The organism is Christiangramia sp. 3-2217-3z, from assembly GCF_051195275.1.
Taxonomy (GTDB): Bacteria; Bacteroidota; Bacteroidia; order Flavobacteriales; family Flavobacteriaceae; genus Christiangramia; species Christiangramia marina.
Window position 1 is genome coordinate 432,317 of sequence record NZ_JBNJLI010000001.1, and the last position, 16,098, is coordinate 448,414.

General features: G+C 39.2%; 16 protein-coding genes. 10 read left to right on the forward strand and 6 right to left on the reverse strand.

What is annotated here, in order from left to right:
• Positions 1 to 57 precede the first annotated feature (57 nt).
• The 6 genes from ACSHZO_RS02100 to ACSHZO_RS02125 all read left to right on the forward strand — a co-directional run bounded on the left by ACSHZO_RS02100 (position 58) and on the right by ACSHZO_RS02125 (position 5,739).
• Complete coding sequence (locus tag ACSHZO_RS02100; RefSeq protein ID WP_298246436.1) at positions 58 to 738, forward strand: metal-dependent hydrolase; 681 nt, start codon at positions 58 to 60, stop codon at positions 736 to 738.
• Between the two features lie 2 nt (positions 739 to 740).
• On the forward strand, positions 741 to 1,775 hold the full coding sequence (locus ACSHZO_RS02105) for an o-succinylbenzoate synthase (protein ID WP_298246437.1): 1,035 nt from the start codon (positions 741 to 743) through the stop codon (positions 1,773 to 1,775).
• 7 nt (positions 1,776 to 1,782) lie between these two features.
• Positions 1,783 to 2,697, forward strand: coding sequence for a CPBP family intramembrane glutamic endopeptidase (locus ACSHZO_RS02110; RefSeq protein WP_298246438.1), 915 nt, complete (start codon positions 1,783 to 1,785; stop codon positions 2,695 to 2,697).
• Positions 2,698 to 2,766: 69 nt separating this feature from the next.
• Entirely contained in the window at positions 2,767 to 3,861 is a 1,095-nt protein-coding gene (locus ACSHZO_RS02115; RefSeq protein WP_298246439.1) for an AMP-binding protein, read from the forward strand.
• Positions 3,862 to 3,903: 42 nt separating this feature from the next.
• Positions 3,904 to 4,395, forward strand: a complete 492-nt coding sequence (locus ACSHZO_RS02120) for a CIA30 family protein (protein WP_298246440.1) — start codon at positions 3,904 to 3,906, stop codon at positions 4,393 to 4,395.
• Between the two features lie 24 nt (positions 4,396 to 4,419).
• Entirely contained in the window at positions 4,420 to 5,739 is a 1,320-nt protein-coding gene (locus tag ACSHZO_RS02125; RefSeq protein WP_298246441.1) for a M24 family metallopeptidase, read from the forward strand.
• A gap of 27 nt (positions 5,740 to 5,766) precedes the next feature.
• Here ACSHZO_RS02125 and ACSHZO_RS02130 read toward each other — a convergent pair whose 3' ends face one another.
• The 3 genes from ACSHZO_RS02130 to ACSHZO_RS02140 are packed head-to-tail and all read right to left on the reverse strand — an operon-like array spanning position 5,767 to position 9,909.
• A complete protein-coding gene (locus tag ACSHZO_RS02130) occupies positions 5,767 to 7,413 on the reverse strand; it encodes a M1 family metallopeptidase (protein ID WP_435066539.1) in 1,647 nt (548 codons plus the stop codon).
• Complete coding sequence (locus tag ACSHZO_RS02135) at positions 7,403 to 8,275, reverse strand: hypothetical protein (RefSeq protein WP_298246443.1); 873 nt, start codon at positions 8,273 to 8,275, stop codon at positions 7,403 to 7,405. The genes ACSHZO_RS02130 and ACSHZO_RS02135 overlap by 11 nt, the downstream gene beginning before the upstream one ends.
• Before the next feature lie 5 nt (positions 8,276 to 8,280).
• Positions 8,281 to 9,909, reverse strand: coding sequence for an acyl-CoA carboxylase subunit beta (locus ACSHZO_RS02140; RefSeq protein ID WP_298246444.1), 1,629 nt, complete (start codon positions 9,907 to 9,909; stop codon positions 8,281 to 8,283).
• A gap of 180 nt (positions 9,910 to 10,089) precedes the next feature.
• Between ACSHZO_RS02140 and ACSHZO_RS02145 the strand changes: the two genes are divergently transcribed.
• The 3 genes from ACSHZO_RS02145 to ettA all read left to right on the forward strand — a co-directional run bounded on the left by ACSHZO_RS02145 (position 10,090) and on the right by ettA (position 12,501).
• Positions 10,090 to 10,269 carry a CAL67264 family membrane protein gene (locus ACSHZO_RS02145; protein ID WP_141877153.1) on the forward strand — a complete coding sequence of 60 codons (180 nt, stop codon included), beginning with the start codon at positions 10,090 to 10,092 and terminating at the stop codon, positions 10,267 to 10,269.
• A gap of 1 nt (position 10,270) precedes the next feature.
• Positions 10,271 to 10,747, forward strand: a complete 477-nt coding sequence (locus ACSHZO_RS02150; protein WP_298246445.1) for a DinB family protein — start codon at positions 10,271 to 10,273, stop codon at positions 10,745 to 10,747.
• Between the two features lie 62 nt (positions 10,748 to 10,809).
• The gene (gene ettA / locus ACSHZO_RS02155) at positions 10,810 to 12,501 is read left to right on the forward strand and encodes an energy-dependent translational throttle protein EttA (protein WP_295181957.1); all 1,692 of its coding nucleotides are present in this window, start codon (positions 10,810 to 10,812) and stop codon (positions 12,499 to 12,501) included.
• A gap of 121 nt (positions 12,502 to 12,622) precedes the next feature.
• Here the strand turns inward: ettA and ACSHZO_RS02160 are convergent, their stop codons facing one another.
• Together ACSHZO_RS02160 and ACSHZO_RS02165 are read right to left on the reverse strand one after the other, a co-directional pair.
• The gene (locus ACSHZO_RS02160) at positions 12,623 to 12,859 is read right to left on the reverse strand and encodes a DUF1456 family protein (RefSeq protein WP_295181959.1); all 237 of its coding nucleotides are present in this window, start codon (positions 12,857 to 12,859) and stop codon (positions 12,623 to 12,625) included.
• 2 nt (positions 12,860 to 12,861) lie between these two features.
• Positions 12,862 to 14,151 (reverse strand): DUF2254 domain-containing protein, encoded by a 1,290-nt coding sequence (locus ACSHZO_RS02165; protein WP_298246446.1) that lies wholly within the window; start codon positions 14,149 to 14,151, stop codon positions 12,862 to 12,864.
• A gap of 196 nt (positions 14,152 to 14,347) precedes the next feature.
• Between ACSHZO_RS02165 and ACSHZO_RS02170 the strand changes: the two genes are divergently transcribed.
• The gene (locus tag ACSHZO_RS02170; RefSeq protein WP_295181963.1) at positions 14,348 to 14,791 is read left to right on the forward strand and encodes an Hsp20/alpha crystallin family protein; all 444 of its coding nucleotides are present in this window, start codon (positions 14,348 to 14,350) and stop codon (positions 14,789 to 14,791) included.
• A gap of 53 nt (positions 14,792 to 14,844) precedes the next feature.
• On the opposite strand, the gene ACSHZO_RS02175 is transcribed toward ACSHZO_RS02170, so the two are convergent.
• On the reverse strand, positions 14,845 to 16,065 hold the full coding sequence (locus ACSHZO_RS02175; RefSeq protein WP_298246447.1) for a hypothetical protein: 1,221 nt from the start codon (positions 16,063 to 16,065) through the stop codon (positions 14,845 to 14,847).
• Positions 16,066 to 16,098 lie beyond the last annotated feature (33 nt).

Consider the following 16,098-nt stretch of genomic DNA (forward strand, 5'->3'; position numbering starts at 1 on the left):
CTAATTATAAGAATTTAGCCGAATCCTTAATTTTATAAAAACCGAAAAACTCATTTTATGAAAATTACATTTTACGGACAGAATTCGCTCTCTCTCGAGATTGGAAATAAACATATTATCGTTGATCCTTTTATTACCGGAAATGACCTATCCAAGGATAAAGTAGACATTAAAAAATTAAAAGCTGATTATATTTTGCTTACCCATGCACATGAAGATCATGTGCTGGATGCTGAAGCTATTGCAAAAAATACAGGCGCCAAGATCGTTAGTAATTACGAGATCGCCAATCATTATGGAGATAAGGGCTTCGAAGTACATCCCATGAATCACGGAGGTAGCTGGAATTTTGACTTTGGAAAAGTGAAATACGTAAATGCTTTGCATACCAGTTCATTTCCAGATGGCAAGTATGGAGGACAACCCGGCGGTTTTGTGATCGAAACTGATAGCGGGAATATTTATATCGCCGGTGACACAGCTCTAACGCTCGACATGAAATTGATACCCATGAGAACTAAAATCGATCTCGCGGTTCTTCCAATTGGCGATAACTTTACCATGGGTGTAGAAGATGCCATCCTCGCCAGTGATTTCATCGAATGTAATCGTATCCTTGGATGTCACTATGATACCTTCGGTTTTATTGAAATCGATCATGATGATGCTAAAAAGAAATTTGCCGCCAAGGGTAAAGATCTTTTACTGCTAGATATTGGTGAATCTGTTGAAGTATAGTTATGAAAGCTTCTTACAAACGATACCTTTTAGAATTCAAACGCCCCAGTGGAACTTCCCGGGGCGTTCTTACTGAAAAAGAAACGTGGTTCCTGAAGATCGAGGATAATGATCGCTACGGGCTAGGTGAATGCGGAATTTTAAGATCATTGAGTCATGATGATCGACCAGATTACGAAGACAAGCTACATTGGGTTTGTGAGAATATCAACCTGGGAAAGGAAATGCTGTGGGAAGAATTACGTGAATTTCCCAGTATCCAGTTCGGAGTTGAAATGGCGTTTCGTAGCCTCGAATCAAGCACTCCTTTTGAATTATTTCCTTCGGAATTTACTCAGGGAAATGATCATATTGCAATAAACGGACTCATTTGGATGGGGGACAGGGAGTTCATGAAAAAACAATTTTCAGAAAAGATCGAACAGGGTTTTCGCTGTATTAAGCTGAAAATTGGGGCGATAGATTTCGAAACTGAAATTGAATTACTTAAATCTATTCGGGAAAATTTTTCCGCAGAATCCATGGAGTTAAGAGTAGATGCAAATGGAGCTTTTCATCCAGCAGAAGCCTTGCAGAAATTAGAGCGGCTTTCAAAATTCGAACTTCATAGCATTGAACAGCCAATTAAGCAAGGGCAAATAACAGAGATGAGTCAGTTATGCTCAAAGACGCCAATTCCAATTGCCCTCGATGAAGAATTGATAGGAGTTACAGATGTAACAGAAAAGGCCAAACTGATACAAACTATACAACCACAATATGCCATTTACAAACCAAGTTTGATCGGTGGAATGAAAGGTGCCCAGGAATGGATCGATATCTGTGAGGCCAACCAGGTGGAATGGTGGATCACCAGCGCGCTGGAAAGCAATGTAGGACTCAATGCAATCGCGCAGTGGACTTACACGCTGGATACAGATCTTCCCCAAGGTTTGGGAACTGGTGGTTTGTATACAAATAACTTTACCAGTCCGTTGCTGGTGCAGGATGGTAAAATTCAATATGATCCTCAGGTAAACTGGGATTTTAAATTTTAAGTAAACTATGTTTATAGCGCAGGCGTTCAAATACGAACATTCTTTCTGGAGATATCTGGTGATTCCAATTCTATTTTTTGGCCTGATGGCTCTCAATTATGTAGCGGTGGAAATGCTGGATCTTGATGTGAATGAAATGATGCGGCAACAAATTGAAAGTAAAGGTTCCAACAGGGTGCTTTTCGAGAATCTCTTATCATTCCTTGTGTTTCTTGCCGGGCTCTTGCTTTGGGTCAAATATGTTCATAAACAGCCAATTAAAACCCTGACCACCAGTCGACAAAAAGTAGACTGGAGTAGATTCTGGTTCGCCTTTGCCCTGGTGGCGGTGTTCAATATTGGTATTACCGTACTGGATTATTATTCGAATCAGCAAGATTATGTTTTTAATTTTCAATGGGAACCTTTTTTATACCTGCTATTGATATCAGTTTTTCTGATTCCTATTCAAACGAGTTTTGAGGAATATTTCTTCAGAGGTTATTTGATGCAGGGGATAGGTGTGCTTGCTAAAAACAGGTGGATACCTTTGGTGCTTACTTCTGTGATTTTTGGGGGTTTACATTATTTTAATCCTGAAGTTACCAAACTGGGTAATATAATTATGATCTATTATATTGGAACTGGTTTTATGCTTGGAATCATGACCTTGATGGATGAGGGAATGGAGCTTGCTTTAGGATTTCATGCTGCGAATAATTTAATTACAGCCTTACTTGTTACTGCCGACTGGACTGCCTTCCAGACCAATTCCATCTTAAAGGATGTATCAGAACCTTCTGCAGGATGGGATGTATTAATTCCCGTTTTAATCATTTACCCTATCTTCCTTTTCATCTTTGCCAGGAAATATAAATGGAATAACTGGTCTGAAAAACTCTTCGGAAGAGTGAAAAGACCTGAAAATGTAACAATTACTTAGGATATTCAGGAATTTAATTGCAAATTCTTAACTTTAAGTAATCGGTGAATGTCCAACTTAGCTTGAAGTATGAATAATAATTACAAGATTCCTGAAACTCACCCTGACTTTAGGTTGAACAAACGGCACTTCACAAATGCCGAATTGAAGCATATCGCTTATAGTTATATCAAGGAAGGTGAGCCGTTTGAACAGCAAATTGGTAATTTCCTGCTGGACTGGTTAAAACCGACAGAATATATTGAAGTACATACTTCGGGGTCTACCGGGAAACCCAAAAAGATCAGGCTTACCAAGGAGCACATGATCAACTCAGCGTTGGCGACTTCAAAATTCTTTAAACTTCCCAACCATACCAAAGCATTATTATGTCTTCCTGTAGATTATATAGCAGGAAAAATGATGCTGGTAAGAGCAATGTTTTTAGGTTGGGACCTGGATTCGGTTTCACCATCATCAAATCCTTTCGATCAACTATTTAAGGTTTACGATTTTTCAGCGATGACCCCTTTCCAACTGGACAATTCCATAAGCAGGCTTCATCTGGTAAAAAAACTTATTATTGGTGGAGGAGCAGTTTCACCAAGGTTACGAAAAATGCTGACCGATATAGATACACGGATTTATGAAACCTACGGAATGACAGAAACCTGTAGTCATATCGCTGCAAAACGTTTAAATCCTACGAAGAAGAAAGTATCAAAAGCCTTCAAATTATTACCAAATGTAAGTATTACTAAGGACGACCGCGATTGTCTTGTGATCAAAGCTCCAAAAGTGCTGGATGATGAAATCGTTACCAACGATGTTGTAGAGATCATAACCTATAAAAAATTCATCTGGAAAGGGAGATATGATAATGTGATCAACTCCGGAGGAATAAAGATCTTTCCTGAAGAAATAGAACGTAAGATCAATAAAAAACTAGATCATAGATTCTTTATCACTTCAATGCCAGACGATGCTCTGGGTGAAAAAGTAGTCATGTTTGTGGAAGATGATTTTTCCGAAGAAAGACTTACGGAGCTTAGGGAAATGGTTGGGAATATGAAATCGCTTGGGAAATATGAGAAACCAAGAAAGATCTATTTAATCGCTAAATTCGAAGAAACTCCAAACGGCAAGATTCACCGTGAAAATACTGCGAAAAGCAAAGTGTCCTAAATCCTGATTAGAACTGCTCTTATCATTATAATCTTGTTCAATGTGAATGAAAAATTAATTTTCGATTTTAATTCCGATATCAAAATCAGTGAATGGGTGGTAGTGGAAGATCGAGTCATGGGTGGTAGATCCAATGCTGAGATCAGCCTTACTGATGAAGGTGATGCTAAATTTAGTGGTAATGTTTCGCTTGAAAACAATGGAGGTTTTGCTTCAGTTCGACATCGATTGAATGTAGAAGGAGTAAATAAGTTCAGCAAAGCAGTGATAAGGCTTAAAGGGGATGGTAAGAATTTTCAATTCCGACTCAAGAACAAATTGAATGATCGTCACTCCTATATACAGGAATTCTCTACCAATGGAGAATGGCAGGAAATTGAGCTTGATTTAGCAAAAATGTATCCTGGGTTTCGAGGTAGAAAATTAGATATTCCCAACTGGGACCATGATATCATACGGGAAATCACCTTTCTTATTGGCAATAAAAAAAATGAAGAATTCAGTTTATTTATAGACTATATTCGGCTGAAATAAATCCATTCCCATCATCTTATACTTATGCGTTATTTACTAGGTTTTATACTTTGTATGCTCACTTTTAGCGCTCAAACCCAAATACTTTCAGAAAAAGATCGCGCATCTATTCGCGATGAGATACTTGCTGAGCGATTTGATAGGCTTCTGCCAGTCTTGATGGATCGAGCTGAAATTGATATGTGGGTGATTATTTCAAGAGAATATAATGAAGATCCTGTGATGAAAACCATGCTTCCTTCCACCTGGCTAAATGCGAGAAGACGAACCATGCTGGTGTTTTCCAGAAGGGGAGATTCTATAGAAAAACTTGCGGTCGCCCGTTATTATTTTGGCGATGCTATCAAGTATGTCTGGGACAAGGAGAAGCAGCCTAATCAATGGAAGGCTCTCGCAGATATCATTAGCTCTCGGAATCCAGAAAAAATCGGGATCAATATTTCTGAAAATTATGGTCTTGCAGACGGATTGGTTAAAACCGATTATGAGGAACTTCTAAAAAGTTTGCCGCAAGAATATCATTCAAGGTTTATCTCCGCGGAAGATCTTGCCGTAGGATGGATAGAAACCCGAACCCTCAAAGAGATGCTGCTATTTAGTTCATTGGTGGAACTAACGCATGAGGTCATTCAAGAAGCCTTTAGCACTCAAGTGATAGAGCCGGGAGTAACTACTACAGATGATGTGGTCTGGTGGTTACGACAAAAAGTGACCGATCTGGGACTGGAAACCTGGTTTCATCCAACCGTGGATATTCAAAGAAGTAACGAGCAACTTGTAGATCATATCACTGCATTCTCTGATGAAAATGGAAGCGATATTATTCTGAAAGGAGATCTGCTTCATTGTGACTTCGGAATTTCATATTTAGGTTTAAATACAGATTGTCAGCAAATGGCTTATATTCTTCAGGATACCGAAACCGAAGCTCCGCAATTTTTACAGAAAGCCCTGGCAAAAGGAAACAGGTTGCAGGATATTCTTACTGAAAATTTTAAAACTGGCAGAACAGGAAATGAAATTCTGGCTGCGAGTCTGGAAAAGGCAAAAGCTGAAGGTTTAAAACCTTCGATCTATACCCATCCACTTGGCCTTTACGGGCATTCTGCAGGACCAACCATTGGAATGTGGGATCAACAGGGTGGAGTTCCCGGGCCTGGAGACTACCCACTTTATGAGGACACGGCCTATGCAATTGAATTAAATACGGAAGTGAACATTCCAGAATGGGATAAGGATATAAGAATTATGCTGGAAGAGGCAGGATTCTGGGGAAAAGAGGGCTTTCGATACGTAAATAAGAGACAGACATCTTTAATACTTATCGATCCTTCTGCGGAATAAAAAAAGCAGCTTTTCAGCTGCTTTTTTTTATTTAATTTTTTCTACCCGAACATAGAATTCCAAATCATTTAGTATAACTTCATCCAGTTCTTCACCGGTTTCCATACGTTGCCAATCTGAAGTGGCATCGAGTCTTATCTCCTCTTCATCTATAAAAACATCTACAGGCATGCTAAAATTAATGACATCTGCTTTCCATCGATACTGGAAGTGATCATCGCCTTGCTTTAGTTGTAATATCGGTAATGCTGAATGTCGTAAATATTGATCGAAGACCGGTTTTAAATCCACATTGGTAGCTTTATCGAAAAAGGCCTCAGTATCTTCTGTAGTAATGGTTTTGTGTCTGTAAGTGCTGGTATAGTCTCTAAGTGTATTCCACCATAGTTCGTCATCATCATAAATACTTCTGATCATATTCAGAAGATTTGCTCCTTTAAAATACATGTCTCCGGAACCTTCAGAATTAACGCCATAATCTCCAATGATTGTGTTGTTATTACTAATACCTCTTCTTGTTCCTTTCAGATATTCCTGAGCTTTTTCTTTACCCCAACGGCATTCTACATAAATAGATTCAGTATAACTGGTAAATCCTTCCTGTATCCACATATCTGCAATATCCTTAGCGGTGATACTATTCCCATACCACTCGTGACCAGATTCGTGGATGATGATGTAATCCCAAAGTAATCCGATTCCGGTTCCGGAAAGATCATTTCCAAGGTAACCTTTCATATACTCGTTCCCATAGGCCACAGCCGATTGGTGCTCCATTCCCAAATAAGGTGTTTCTACGAGTTTAAATCCATCTTCCTCAAAAGGATAGGGACCCATTTTTTCATAGAAACAAGCCATCATATCCTGAACCTCCTCGAACTGTTTTGTTGCTTTATCGAGGTTGTAAGGCAGGACGTAATAATCCAGATCAAGATCTTTAAATTTATCAGAGAAATGAGTATAATTCCCAATATTGATCATGATATTGTAGTTGTTGATGGGGCTCTTTACTGCCCATTTCCACTTCGTGTATCCATCTTTCAATTCTTCTTTACCTGTAAATCTACCATTGGAAACATTCATGAGTCCGTTTGGGACCGCAATATCAATTTGAGCAGCATCCGGTTCATCGCTTTGATGATCCTTGTTAGGATACCAGAGACTTGCGCCGGTTCCTTGCACTGCAACTCCTACCCAAGGGTTTCCGTCTTCATCGGTATCCCAGACAAAACCTCCATCCCAGGGTGCGTTCTTAGCTACAATAGGATTTCCGTGGTAATAGAATTTAATAGAGTCTGAAGTTTTCTCTTTTAAGGCTTCTTCAAAATTTACAAATACCGCATTGTACTTACGGGTGTACTCCAGATTTGCGTTTTGATGTACAATAGAGTCTATCTGCATATTTTCGAATAGATCCAATTGCATCACTGGCAGAGAGCCAAGAACTTTGAAATGTATGGTATTACTACCGGCAATTGACCGTGCTTCCGGGTTCACTTTAAGATCCAGGTGATATTTTGTAACATCGTAATTGGATCTTTCAGGGCGTAACGAACCTCTTAAAGTATCAGCTTCAGTATAAGTAGTATGATTTGAGCCAACTACCTGAGCTTCCAGGTTCATTGATAGCAACAATGAGACCAGCAAGCCGACAAATAATAATTTATTCTGCATGGATAACAAATAATTGAGCATTAGGATCCTCTTTAAGTTTCTCCTGCATGCTATTGGTTAATTGGGTAAAACTTTTCAAAGACTGACCTTTACAAACACCATACGAGTAATGATACTTCAATAGTTCCAGATCTTCATCAGATAATCTTCTATAAGAATTACAAGCAGATAAGATACTTTCACAATTAAGATCCTTACTGGAAGCGAAATATCCCAGAGACTTGAAAAAATGATATTTCAGTAGATTTTCTTTCAGTAGATTATTGGTAACCACCGCGGTGTTCACTTTCAATGAAGCTTTATAGATCTGGCTTTTGCCATTCCAGCTTACATAATAACCACTTTTGTTGCCAATTCGAGGTTCATGTTCTGTCTTGTGATCTTTGTTCAAATAATAGACAATATAATTACTCTTCTCCCTAATAAAATTCCGACTAATCTTAAGAGAGTCAACTTCGCTGGATAGTTTTTCCGCAAAATTCATAAGAAATCTTGCATCGTCTTCAGGAACACTTTTATCAAAGTAAATACGAAGCTCATCTTTCCAGTAACGCATGAATCTAGAAGAATCAACCTTGTTTTCCGTATTGTACACTACCGCTTTGTAGGTGTTGAGAAAAGCCGAATCTTTAGGTTCGTAGCGAACCTGCTTCTTACCGCGAAAAGGATCATAATCCATTGGCACCTGGACCATGGAATCGCCTTTTATATAACGAACATCCACGGTATCAGGAATAGATTTGAACTGTGCGAGATAAACCGTTTTTGGAATGTATTTCCTTGAACGTCTCAGACCAATCGTATCCTGAGCATATCCCTGGCAGGCCATCATTAGGACCAAAAGAATTATCAGTTTCTTCATAGAAATCAGGTTTGGATAACACCCATATTGAAATCCTTTTCAATCGGGGCGTGGTCTGCAGCTTCAATTCCCATTGAGATCCATTTCCTGGTATCTTTAGGTTCTATCACTGCATCTGTCCAAAGTCTGGCTGCAGCATAATATGCTGAGGTTTGTTCGTCATACTTCGCTTTAAGCTTCTCGAAAACTTCTTTTTCCTTTGCTTCATCTACCTTTTCGCCTTTCTTCGCCATGGAAGCAGTTTCGATTTGTGCCAGTACCTTTGCAGCCTGAGTTCCTCCCATCACAGCAAGCTCTGCACTTGGCCAGGCAGCGATCAATCTTGGGTCATAAGCTTTTCCACACATCGCGTAATTTCCAGCGCCATAGGAATTCCCCAGAATGATAGTGAATTTTGGTACTACCGAATTACTTACGGCACTTACCATTTTTGCTCCATCTTTTATGATCCCGCCATGTTCACTCTTACTTCCTACCATAAAACCAGTCACATCCTGTAAAAACACCAGCGGAATTTTCTTTTGGTTACAATTGGCAATAAATCGTGTCGCCTTGTCTGCTGAATCTGAATAGATCACTCCGCCAAACTGCATTTCGCCTTTTTTCGTCTTTACGATCTTACGCTGATTCGCCACGATACCAACAGCCCAGCCGTCAATACGCGCATAACCGGTAATGATCGTCTGGCCATAGCCTTCCTTATATTCTTCAAATTCAGAATTATCAACCAATCTCTCTATGATCTTACGCATATCGTATTGATCACTTCTTTTCTTCGGAAGAATTCCGTAGATCTCATCTGGATCTTCTTTAGGTTTCACAGACTTTTTGTGGCTAAAACCGGCTCTGTCAAAATCCCCGATCTTATCCATGATATTCTGAATCTTGGTAAGAGCATCTTTGTCATCTTTCGCTTTGTAATCTGTTACTCCGCTAATTTCTGAATGAGTTGTAGCTCCGCCAAGAGTTTCATTATCGATACTTTCTCCAATGGCAGCTTTTACAAGATAACTTCCGGCAAGAAAGATACTTCCTGTTTTTTCTACGATAATCGCCTCGTCACTCATAATTGGAAGATAAGCTCCGCCAGCTACACAGCTACCCATTACGGCGGCGATCTGGGTAATTCCCATACTGCTCATTACCGCATTGTTTCTAAAGATCCTTCCGAAGTGTTCTTTATCAGGGAATATTTCATCCTGCATTGGTAGAAAAACTCCTGCACTATCCACCAGGTAGATAATTGGAAGTCGGTTTTCAATAGCGATTTCCTGTGCTCTAAGATTCTTTTTTCCTGTTATGGGGAACCATGCACCGGCTTTTACCGTGGCATCGTTTGCCACGACGATACATTGCTTTCCTGAAACATGCCCGATCTTCACCACGACACCTCCACCAGGACAGCCACCGTGTTCTTCGTACATTCCTTCTCCGGCAAACGCACCGATCTCTATGGCTTTTTCAGCATCATCAAGTAGGAAATTGATGCGCTCTCTCGCAGTCATCTTCCCTTTCGCATGATGTTTTTCTATTCTTTTCTCTCCACCACCTAATTTTACCTTGGCAAGTTTCTGTCTTAATGTGGAAACCAGTAACTTGTTATGATCTTCATTCTTGTTGAAGTTGATATCCATTATTTTGAATTTATTACAGGAATTTGATTATTTTAATGTGATTAATTCGAAATTAATCTATTTTCTGAATAATTTTTAAGAATTCTCACTCAGAAATGACTTTTGCTAAAATACAAAAAGACAGCAATTCTTCAGATTAATTGCGCTAATTATAATTACAAGGACACTAAAATCGCATCTATGGCAATGAACAAAAATACCATCTTCGCATGGGCCTCTTTTCTCACCTTTTTAGTTGGTGCAGCATTAGTATTATTAGGAGTATTAAAATATAAGGAATATGCCATCGGGTTTTCGGTTACCGGGATAGGATTTTTCTTTATTTCATGGGTATTCAATGCTTTAAAAGGTAGAATCTAGTATGAACACAAGTATTGTTAAGAACCAGATCGCCGCGCATCTGGATGGAGGTGAGGCGTTTCTTCCCGTTCAGAATTTGATAGATACGATCCCTTTCAACAAAACAGGTATACGACCGCATAATTTGCCTTACTCTTTATACGAACTATTTTATCATATCGTATTCGCACAAAAGGATATTCTGGATTACTGTGTCGAAAAGAATTATTCCGCTGCCAACTGGCCAGATGACTACTGGCCTGTAATGCACAAGCCACAAAACGAACAGGAATGGGAAGACCTGAAGACTCAGTTCCTTCAGGACCGGGAGAGTTTAAGAAACTTTATTACTTCCGAAGAAAATGCGCTTGATGACCTGGTCCTGAATTCAACAGAACATACAATTATAAGACAGGTTATGCTGGTAATTGAACATAATGCGTACCATACAGGTCAATTACTTCTTTTATGCAGATTATTGGAAATCCATGATAATTGATTTCTCTGAAAATTTCAGGATATTTGCACTCGCAATCAATTGAAAATTAATTATACAGAAATATGTCAGACGATAAAAAAGTGATCTTTTCGATGTCTGGTGTGACCAAAACCTTTCCGAAGGCAAACACACCGGTATTGAAAAATATCTATTTAAGTTTCTTTTATGGCGCTAAGATCGGGATACTTGGTCTTAACGGTTCAGGTAAATCTACCTTGATGAATATTATTGCCGGGAAGGACACAAACTTCCAGGGTGATGTGGTGTTCTCTCCTAACTATACGGTTGGAATGCTGGAACAGGAACCGGAACTTGATGATGAAAAAACGGTGCTGGAAGTGGTAAAAGAAGGAGCTGCTGAAACCGTAGCGATCCTTGATGAGTACAACAAGATCAATGATATGTTCGGGTTGCCGGAAGTTTATGAGGATGCAGATAAAATGCAGAAACTCATGGACAAGCAGGCAGAACTTCAGGATAAGATTGACGCCAGCAATGCCTGGGAACTTGATACGAAACTGGAAATCGCAATGGACGCTTTAAGAACTCCAGAGCCAGATAAAAAGATCGGAGTACTTTCTGGAGGGGAAAGAAGAAGAGTTGCTTTATGTAGATTGTTACTTCAGGAACCAGATGTTCTTTTACTTGATGAGCCTACCAACCACCTTGATGCAGAGTCGGTACACTGGCTGGAGCATCACCTGCAACAATATAAGGGTACTGTGATCGCGGTAACTCACGATAGATATTTCCTTGATAATGTGGCTGGTTGGATCCTGGAACTGGACAGGGGAGAAGGTATTCCATGGAAAGGAAACTACTCTTCATGGTTAGATCAAAAATCTAAACGTCTTGCTCAGGAGCAAAAACAAGCAAGTAAAAGACAGAAAACTTTAGAACGAGAGCTTGAATGGTCAAGAATGAGTCCGAAAGGAAGACAGTCCAAGCAGAAGGCAAGATTAAAGAATTACGATAAACTTCTTAGTCAGGATCAAAAGCAAATGGATGAAAAGCTGGAAATCTACATCCCAAACGGACCACGATTGGGAACAAATGTGATCGAGGCTGAGGGTGTAAGTAAAGCTTTTGGAGATAAACTTCTTTATGAAGACTTGAACTTCCAGTTGCCACAGGCAGGAATTGTTGGAATTATTGGACCAAACGGTGCAGGTAAGACCACGATCTTTAAAATGATAATGGGAGAGGAAGCTCCAGATAAAGGATCTTTCAAGGTAGGTGAAACTGCCCAGATCGCTTATGTGGATCAAAGCCATTCCAATATAGACCCTGAAAAAACTATCTGGCAGAATTTTAGTGATGAACAGGAGCTGATCATGATGGGCGGTCGTCAGGTTAATTCGAGAGCTTATTTAAGCAGGTTTAACTTTAGCGGTAGCGAACAGAATAAGAAAGTGAACATGCTTTCGGGTGGAGAAAGAAACAGGTTGCATCTTGCTATGACTCTAAAAGAAGAAGGAAACGTTTTGCTTCTGGATGAGCCTACCAATGACCTTGACGTCAACACGCTTCGTGCTTTGGAAGAAGGTCTCGATAACTTCGCAGGATGTGCTGTAGTGATCTCTCACGACCGTTGGTTCCTGGATAGGATATGTACGCATATTCTAGCCTTCGAAGGAGATTCCCAAGTGTACTTCTTTGAAGGTAGTTTCTCAGATTATGAAGAGAATAAGAAAAAGCGTTTAGGTGGTGATCTAATGCCGAAACGTATCAAATACAAAAAACTGGTTCGCTAAAAATTAGTTTTTCAGAAATAAAAAGAGGAGTTGAAAATAGTTTCAACTCCTCTTTTTTAATTTTGTCTAAAGTCTAAAGTCTAAAGTCTAAAGTCTAAAGTCTAAAGTCTAAAGTCTAAAGCTACTTCTTCTTCGGCATTGGTCCACGTAAATGGATGATCAAGCCATCAAGGAAGTTACGAAGGAACTGATCTCCACATTCCACGTATTTATCATGATCTTCTCTTCTGAAGATCGCTCCAAGTTCACTTTTACTCACCTTGAAATCCACGAGTTCGCAAATCTTAACGATATCATCATTAGTAAGTTTATGAGCAACTCTTAGTTTCTTAAAAATATCATTGTTAGTTAGCGCCATGCTTATGTTGTTTGTAAATTAAAACGTTTAACCAGATTAGTAACAGTGTTAATATCCACTTCATTTTCAATAGAACTTCTGGCGTCTACAAGTAGGTTTTGTGCTTCCTTACGTAAACATTCAGAATATTCATTATTTTTTACCTGCTTTTCAAGATAATAGAACATCAGAAGTAATTTCTGCACCAAAGTTATATCATGTTTGCAATATGTACGAATTGAGGCCATGATATTATACAAAAGATCTTCAAAATCTATCGTATTTAGTTTTACGTAAGCTTCTTCATCCCTAAAAATATAGCTGGTATCTCTTTTTTGCATTCTTAAGGCAAGGAGTTCCGTGAGATAATCAATGCCATTGATCGCAGTACCAGGATCATTAATTCCCGGGGACATTGCTTTTACAATGATCTCGGTTATTTGTTTAAAAGCAAGCGTATAGTTATCGGCCACCAGTTCCTCTCTCGAAAAATTGAAATTAGATAATATCAACTTTACGATCTTCTCGTCAACTTCCTTGCTGACTTTAAATAGCGGAATACCGCTTAGAACAAATTTCCCCTTGACCGGTAGAATATGGATTTTTACATCGTGTTCCACGCATATATCCACGAGATTAGTAAAAGAAATATTCTGAAGATATCCGCTTTTCTCACTATGATAACTGGTCCAGTTTTCTGTCTCCGGAAATTCAACTTCCTTAAATTTTTGCTTGTCTACAAGTTCCTGTAGCCTGTCTTTAGCCACCTTGTAAATGTTCTGAAGGATATTGCTAATCTGAATACTTTGCGAAATATTATGAATGAAATAAATGAAAAAATAAAAGCAGATCACTGTTTGAAGAATTCCTAGCAGCACAGCTACCCCGGGTAATTGGTACTCATCTCCGGTAGGTTGTATGGCAAACAGTACGAATATGCAGTAAAGGATGGTAAATAAGAAAATTCCAAGGATAATTTGATGCCGTTTGTCACTAATCAATCCCGGTAGCAATCTGGGTGTAAAATTGCTGGAGGCGTTGCTGAGTAGTAACATTACCATTGAGAAGCTGAAAACCATCATCGAAATAAGTCCGGAGATTAGTGAACTTAAGATGGTCATAGCGGTATCGCCATTTTCAATAACCAGTGGAGGGAGATGTTCCAATAGAAATTTCGAGATACCTCGATTTTCGAGGTACAACATAAAAAAGGCAAAGTTGAATCCAGCGAAGGCAAGTAATGTAGGGTAGAACGCAATCTTGCTTTCAAGTACATTGAAGAATGAAAGAGTGCGGTTATAAAGTTGCTTCATACAAATAAGATTGAGTATAAAATTAAGCAATCATGATTTAGTAGTCGGATTTTTGATAAAAATTAGACAAAAGAGACATTGTGACATGTTATAAATGAATTAAAACGACAAAAAGGCATGTTTTTCCTGATGGTACCGGAATTGCTATTCCTTCTACGAAATCAAAAATGATTATTAATCTAAAAACATAAAAACTATGAGTCTTATTAAGCGAAATGAAACAGGTTGGTTACCATCAGTGATTGATGATATGTTCAAAAATGACTGGCTTGGTGGAACTACAAACGTGAATAGTATTGGAACCAGTATTCCAGCAGTAAATATTAGAGAAACTGAGGACAGTTTTTCTGTTGAAGTTGCTGCTCCAGGAAAGGGAAAAGAAGATTTTAATATTGAACTCGATAATGATGTTCTAACTATTTCTTCGGAAGCTAAAAAAGAGGTTGAGAAAACTGAAGAGCAGGGTAGATTTACCAGAAGAGAATTTAGCTACAGTAATTTTAGAAGAGCTTTTAGCTTGCCAGATTCTGTAGATAGTGGTAAAATATCTGCAACCTACAAGAATGGTGTTCTGGAAATAGCCCTTCCAAAAAAGGAAGAAGCAAAAGTACAGGCCAAAAGGTTGATCGATATTTCGTAACCAAAGGTAGTTGGATTAGTTAAGGTTGAAGAGCGCTCTACGGAGCGCTTTTTTTATTGACTTAAAAGTATCCACCTGTTCCCGGCACTCTGGATTGTAAAGATCTGTCCAGACTTGATGCTAAGAACTTTGGTGTTTGTTCTTGGATCGAACAGATCATCTCCACCTGCAAATTGGAAAAACTTCTCAGAATTTCCAGGCCAGTTGATAAGGCGTAATATTCGTCCTTTATTCGAAGCAGACGCAGGCATGATCAAACCAGTTACCTGGTTGTTAATTCTTAGGGTTCCAACTTCATCTCCTATTGTATAGTCTGCCACGACGCTGGTTGTAGAACTGTAATTTTCAAAGCCAGCATTGGTCCAGCTTACCTGTCCGCTCGCATTGAGAGACATTACCTGACCTTCGGTGCCACGATTTAAAGGGAGTACATATTCCGTTTCCGGGCTGGTTCCTATTCCTATTCGTCCGTTAAAGTAGCCGGCATAAACATTGCTGTTAGCATCTCCGGTAGCAATACTATAAATCCCGAAAATATTTCCAACTCCCTGAATGGATCCAATTTCAGAATAGATTCCGTAGTTATTACTTCTCGCTCCAAAAGTTCTACCTACGCGATTGTATATTCCGTAGATATCATTCGTGCCTGTATTCTGATAGGTTTCGTTGAATATCCCGTAATGAATCCCAAGACCAACCCCACCAACATTATTTTTAATTCCGTATTTGTTACCGTTGGTAGCGCTTCTATTATCACTGATAATTCCGTAAGTGGTAAGATTATCTGTAGCGGAGTTCGCATTATCTACCTCAAGGCCCTTCTTGAGCCCGGTATCTTTCCCCGAAGCAATGGCAACCTGTAATCTTGACGAAATCTGATCTGTACCAAGACCCATACTGGCTTCGCGAAAAATAGGATCTGTAATATTATTCGGAGAGACCGTCGTTCCGGTTTTATAGAAGTTTGCGGAATTAGTTTCTGCAGCGATCGCTTTCCATTTCTTTTCCGAGCCATTCCAGAAATAGAACCCTTCCGGAAAACCGCTAACGCTCTTACTTAAAAAAACCAGCATTCCATGTTGATCTTCCGAAGGTGCAACAACAGGAAATTTCGTAATTCTAGGTATGAGAATACCGTCACTGCTCGCAGGATCTGCAGTGTTAGTCGCTACAATATCTAACTGAGCTTTAGGTTCTGAGGTTCCAATTCCTACCTGTGCCTCGAGTTGAGACATTATCATACCCATCAAAAACAGGCATATAATTTTTTTCATGAACAAACATTTTAGCTTGCCATAGAAGTCGAT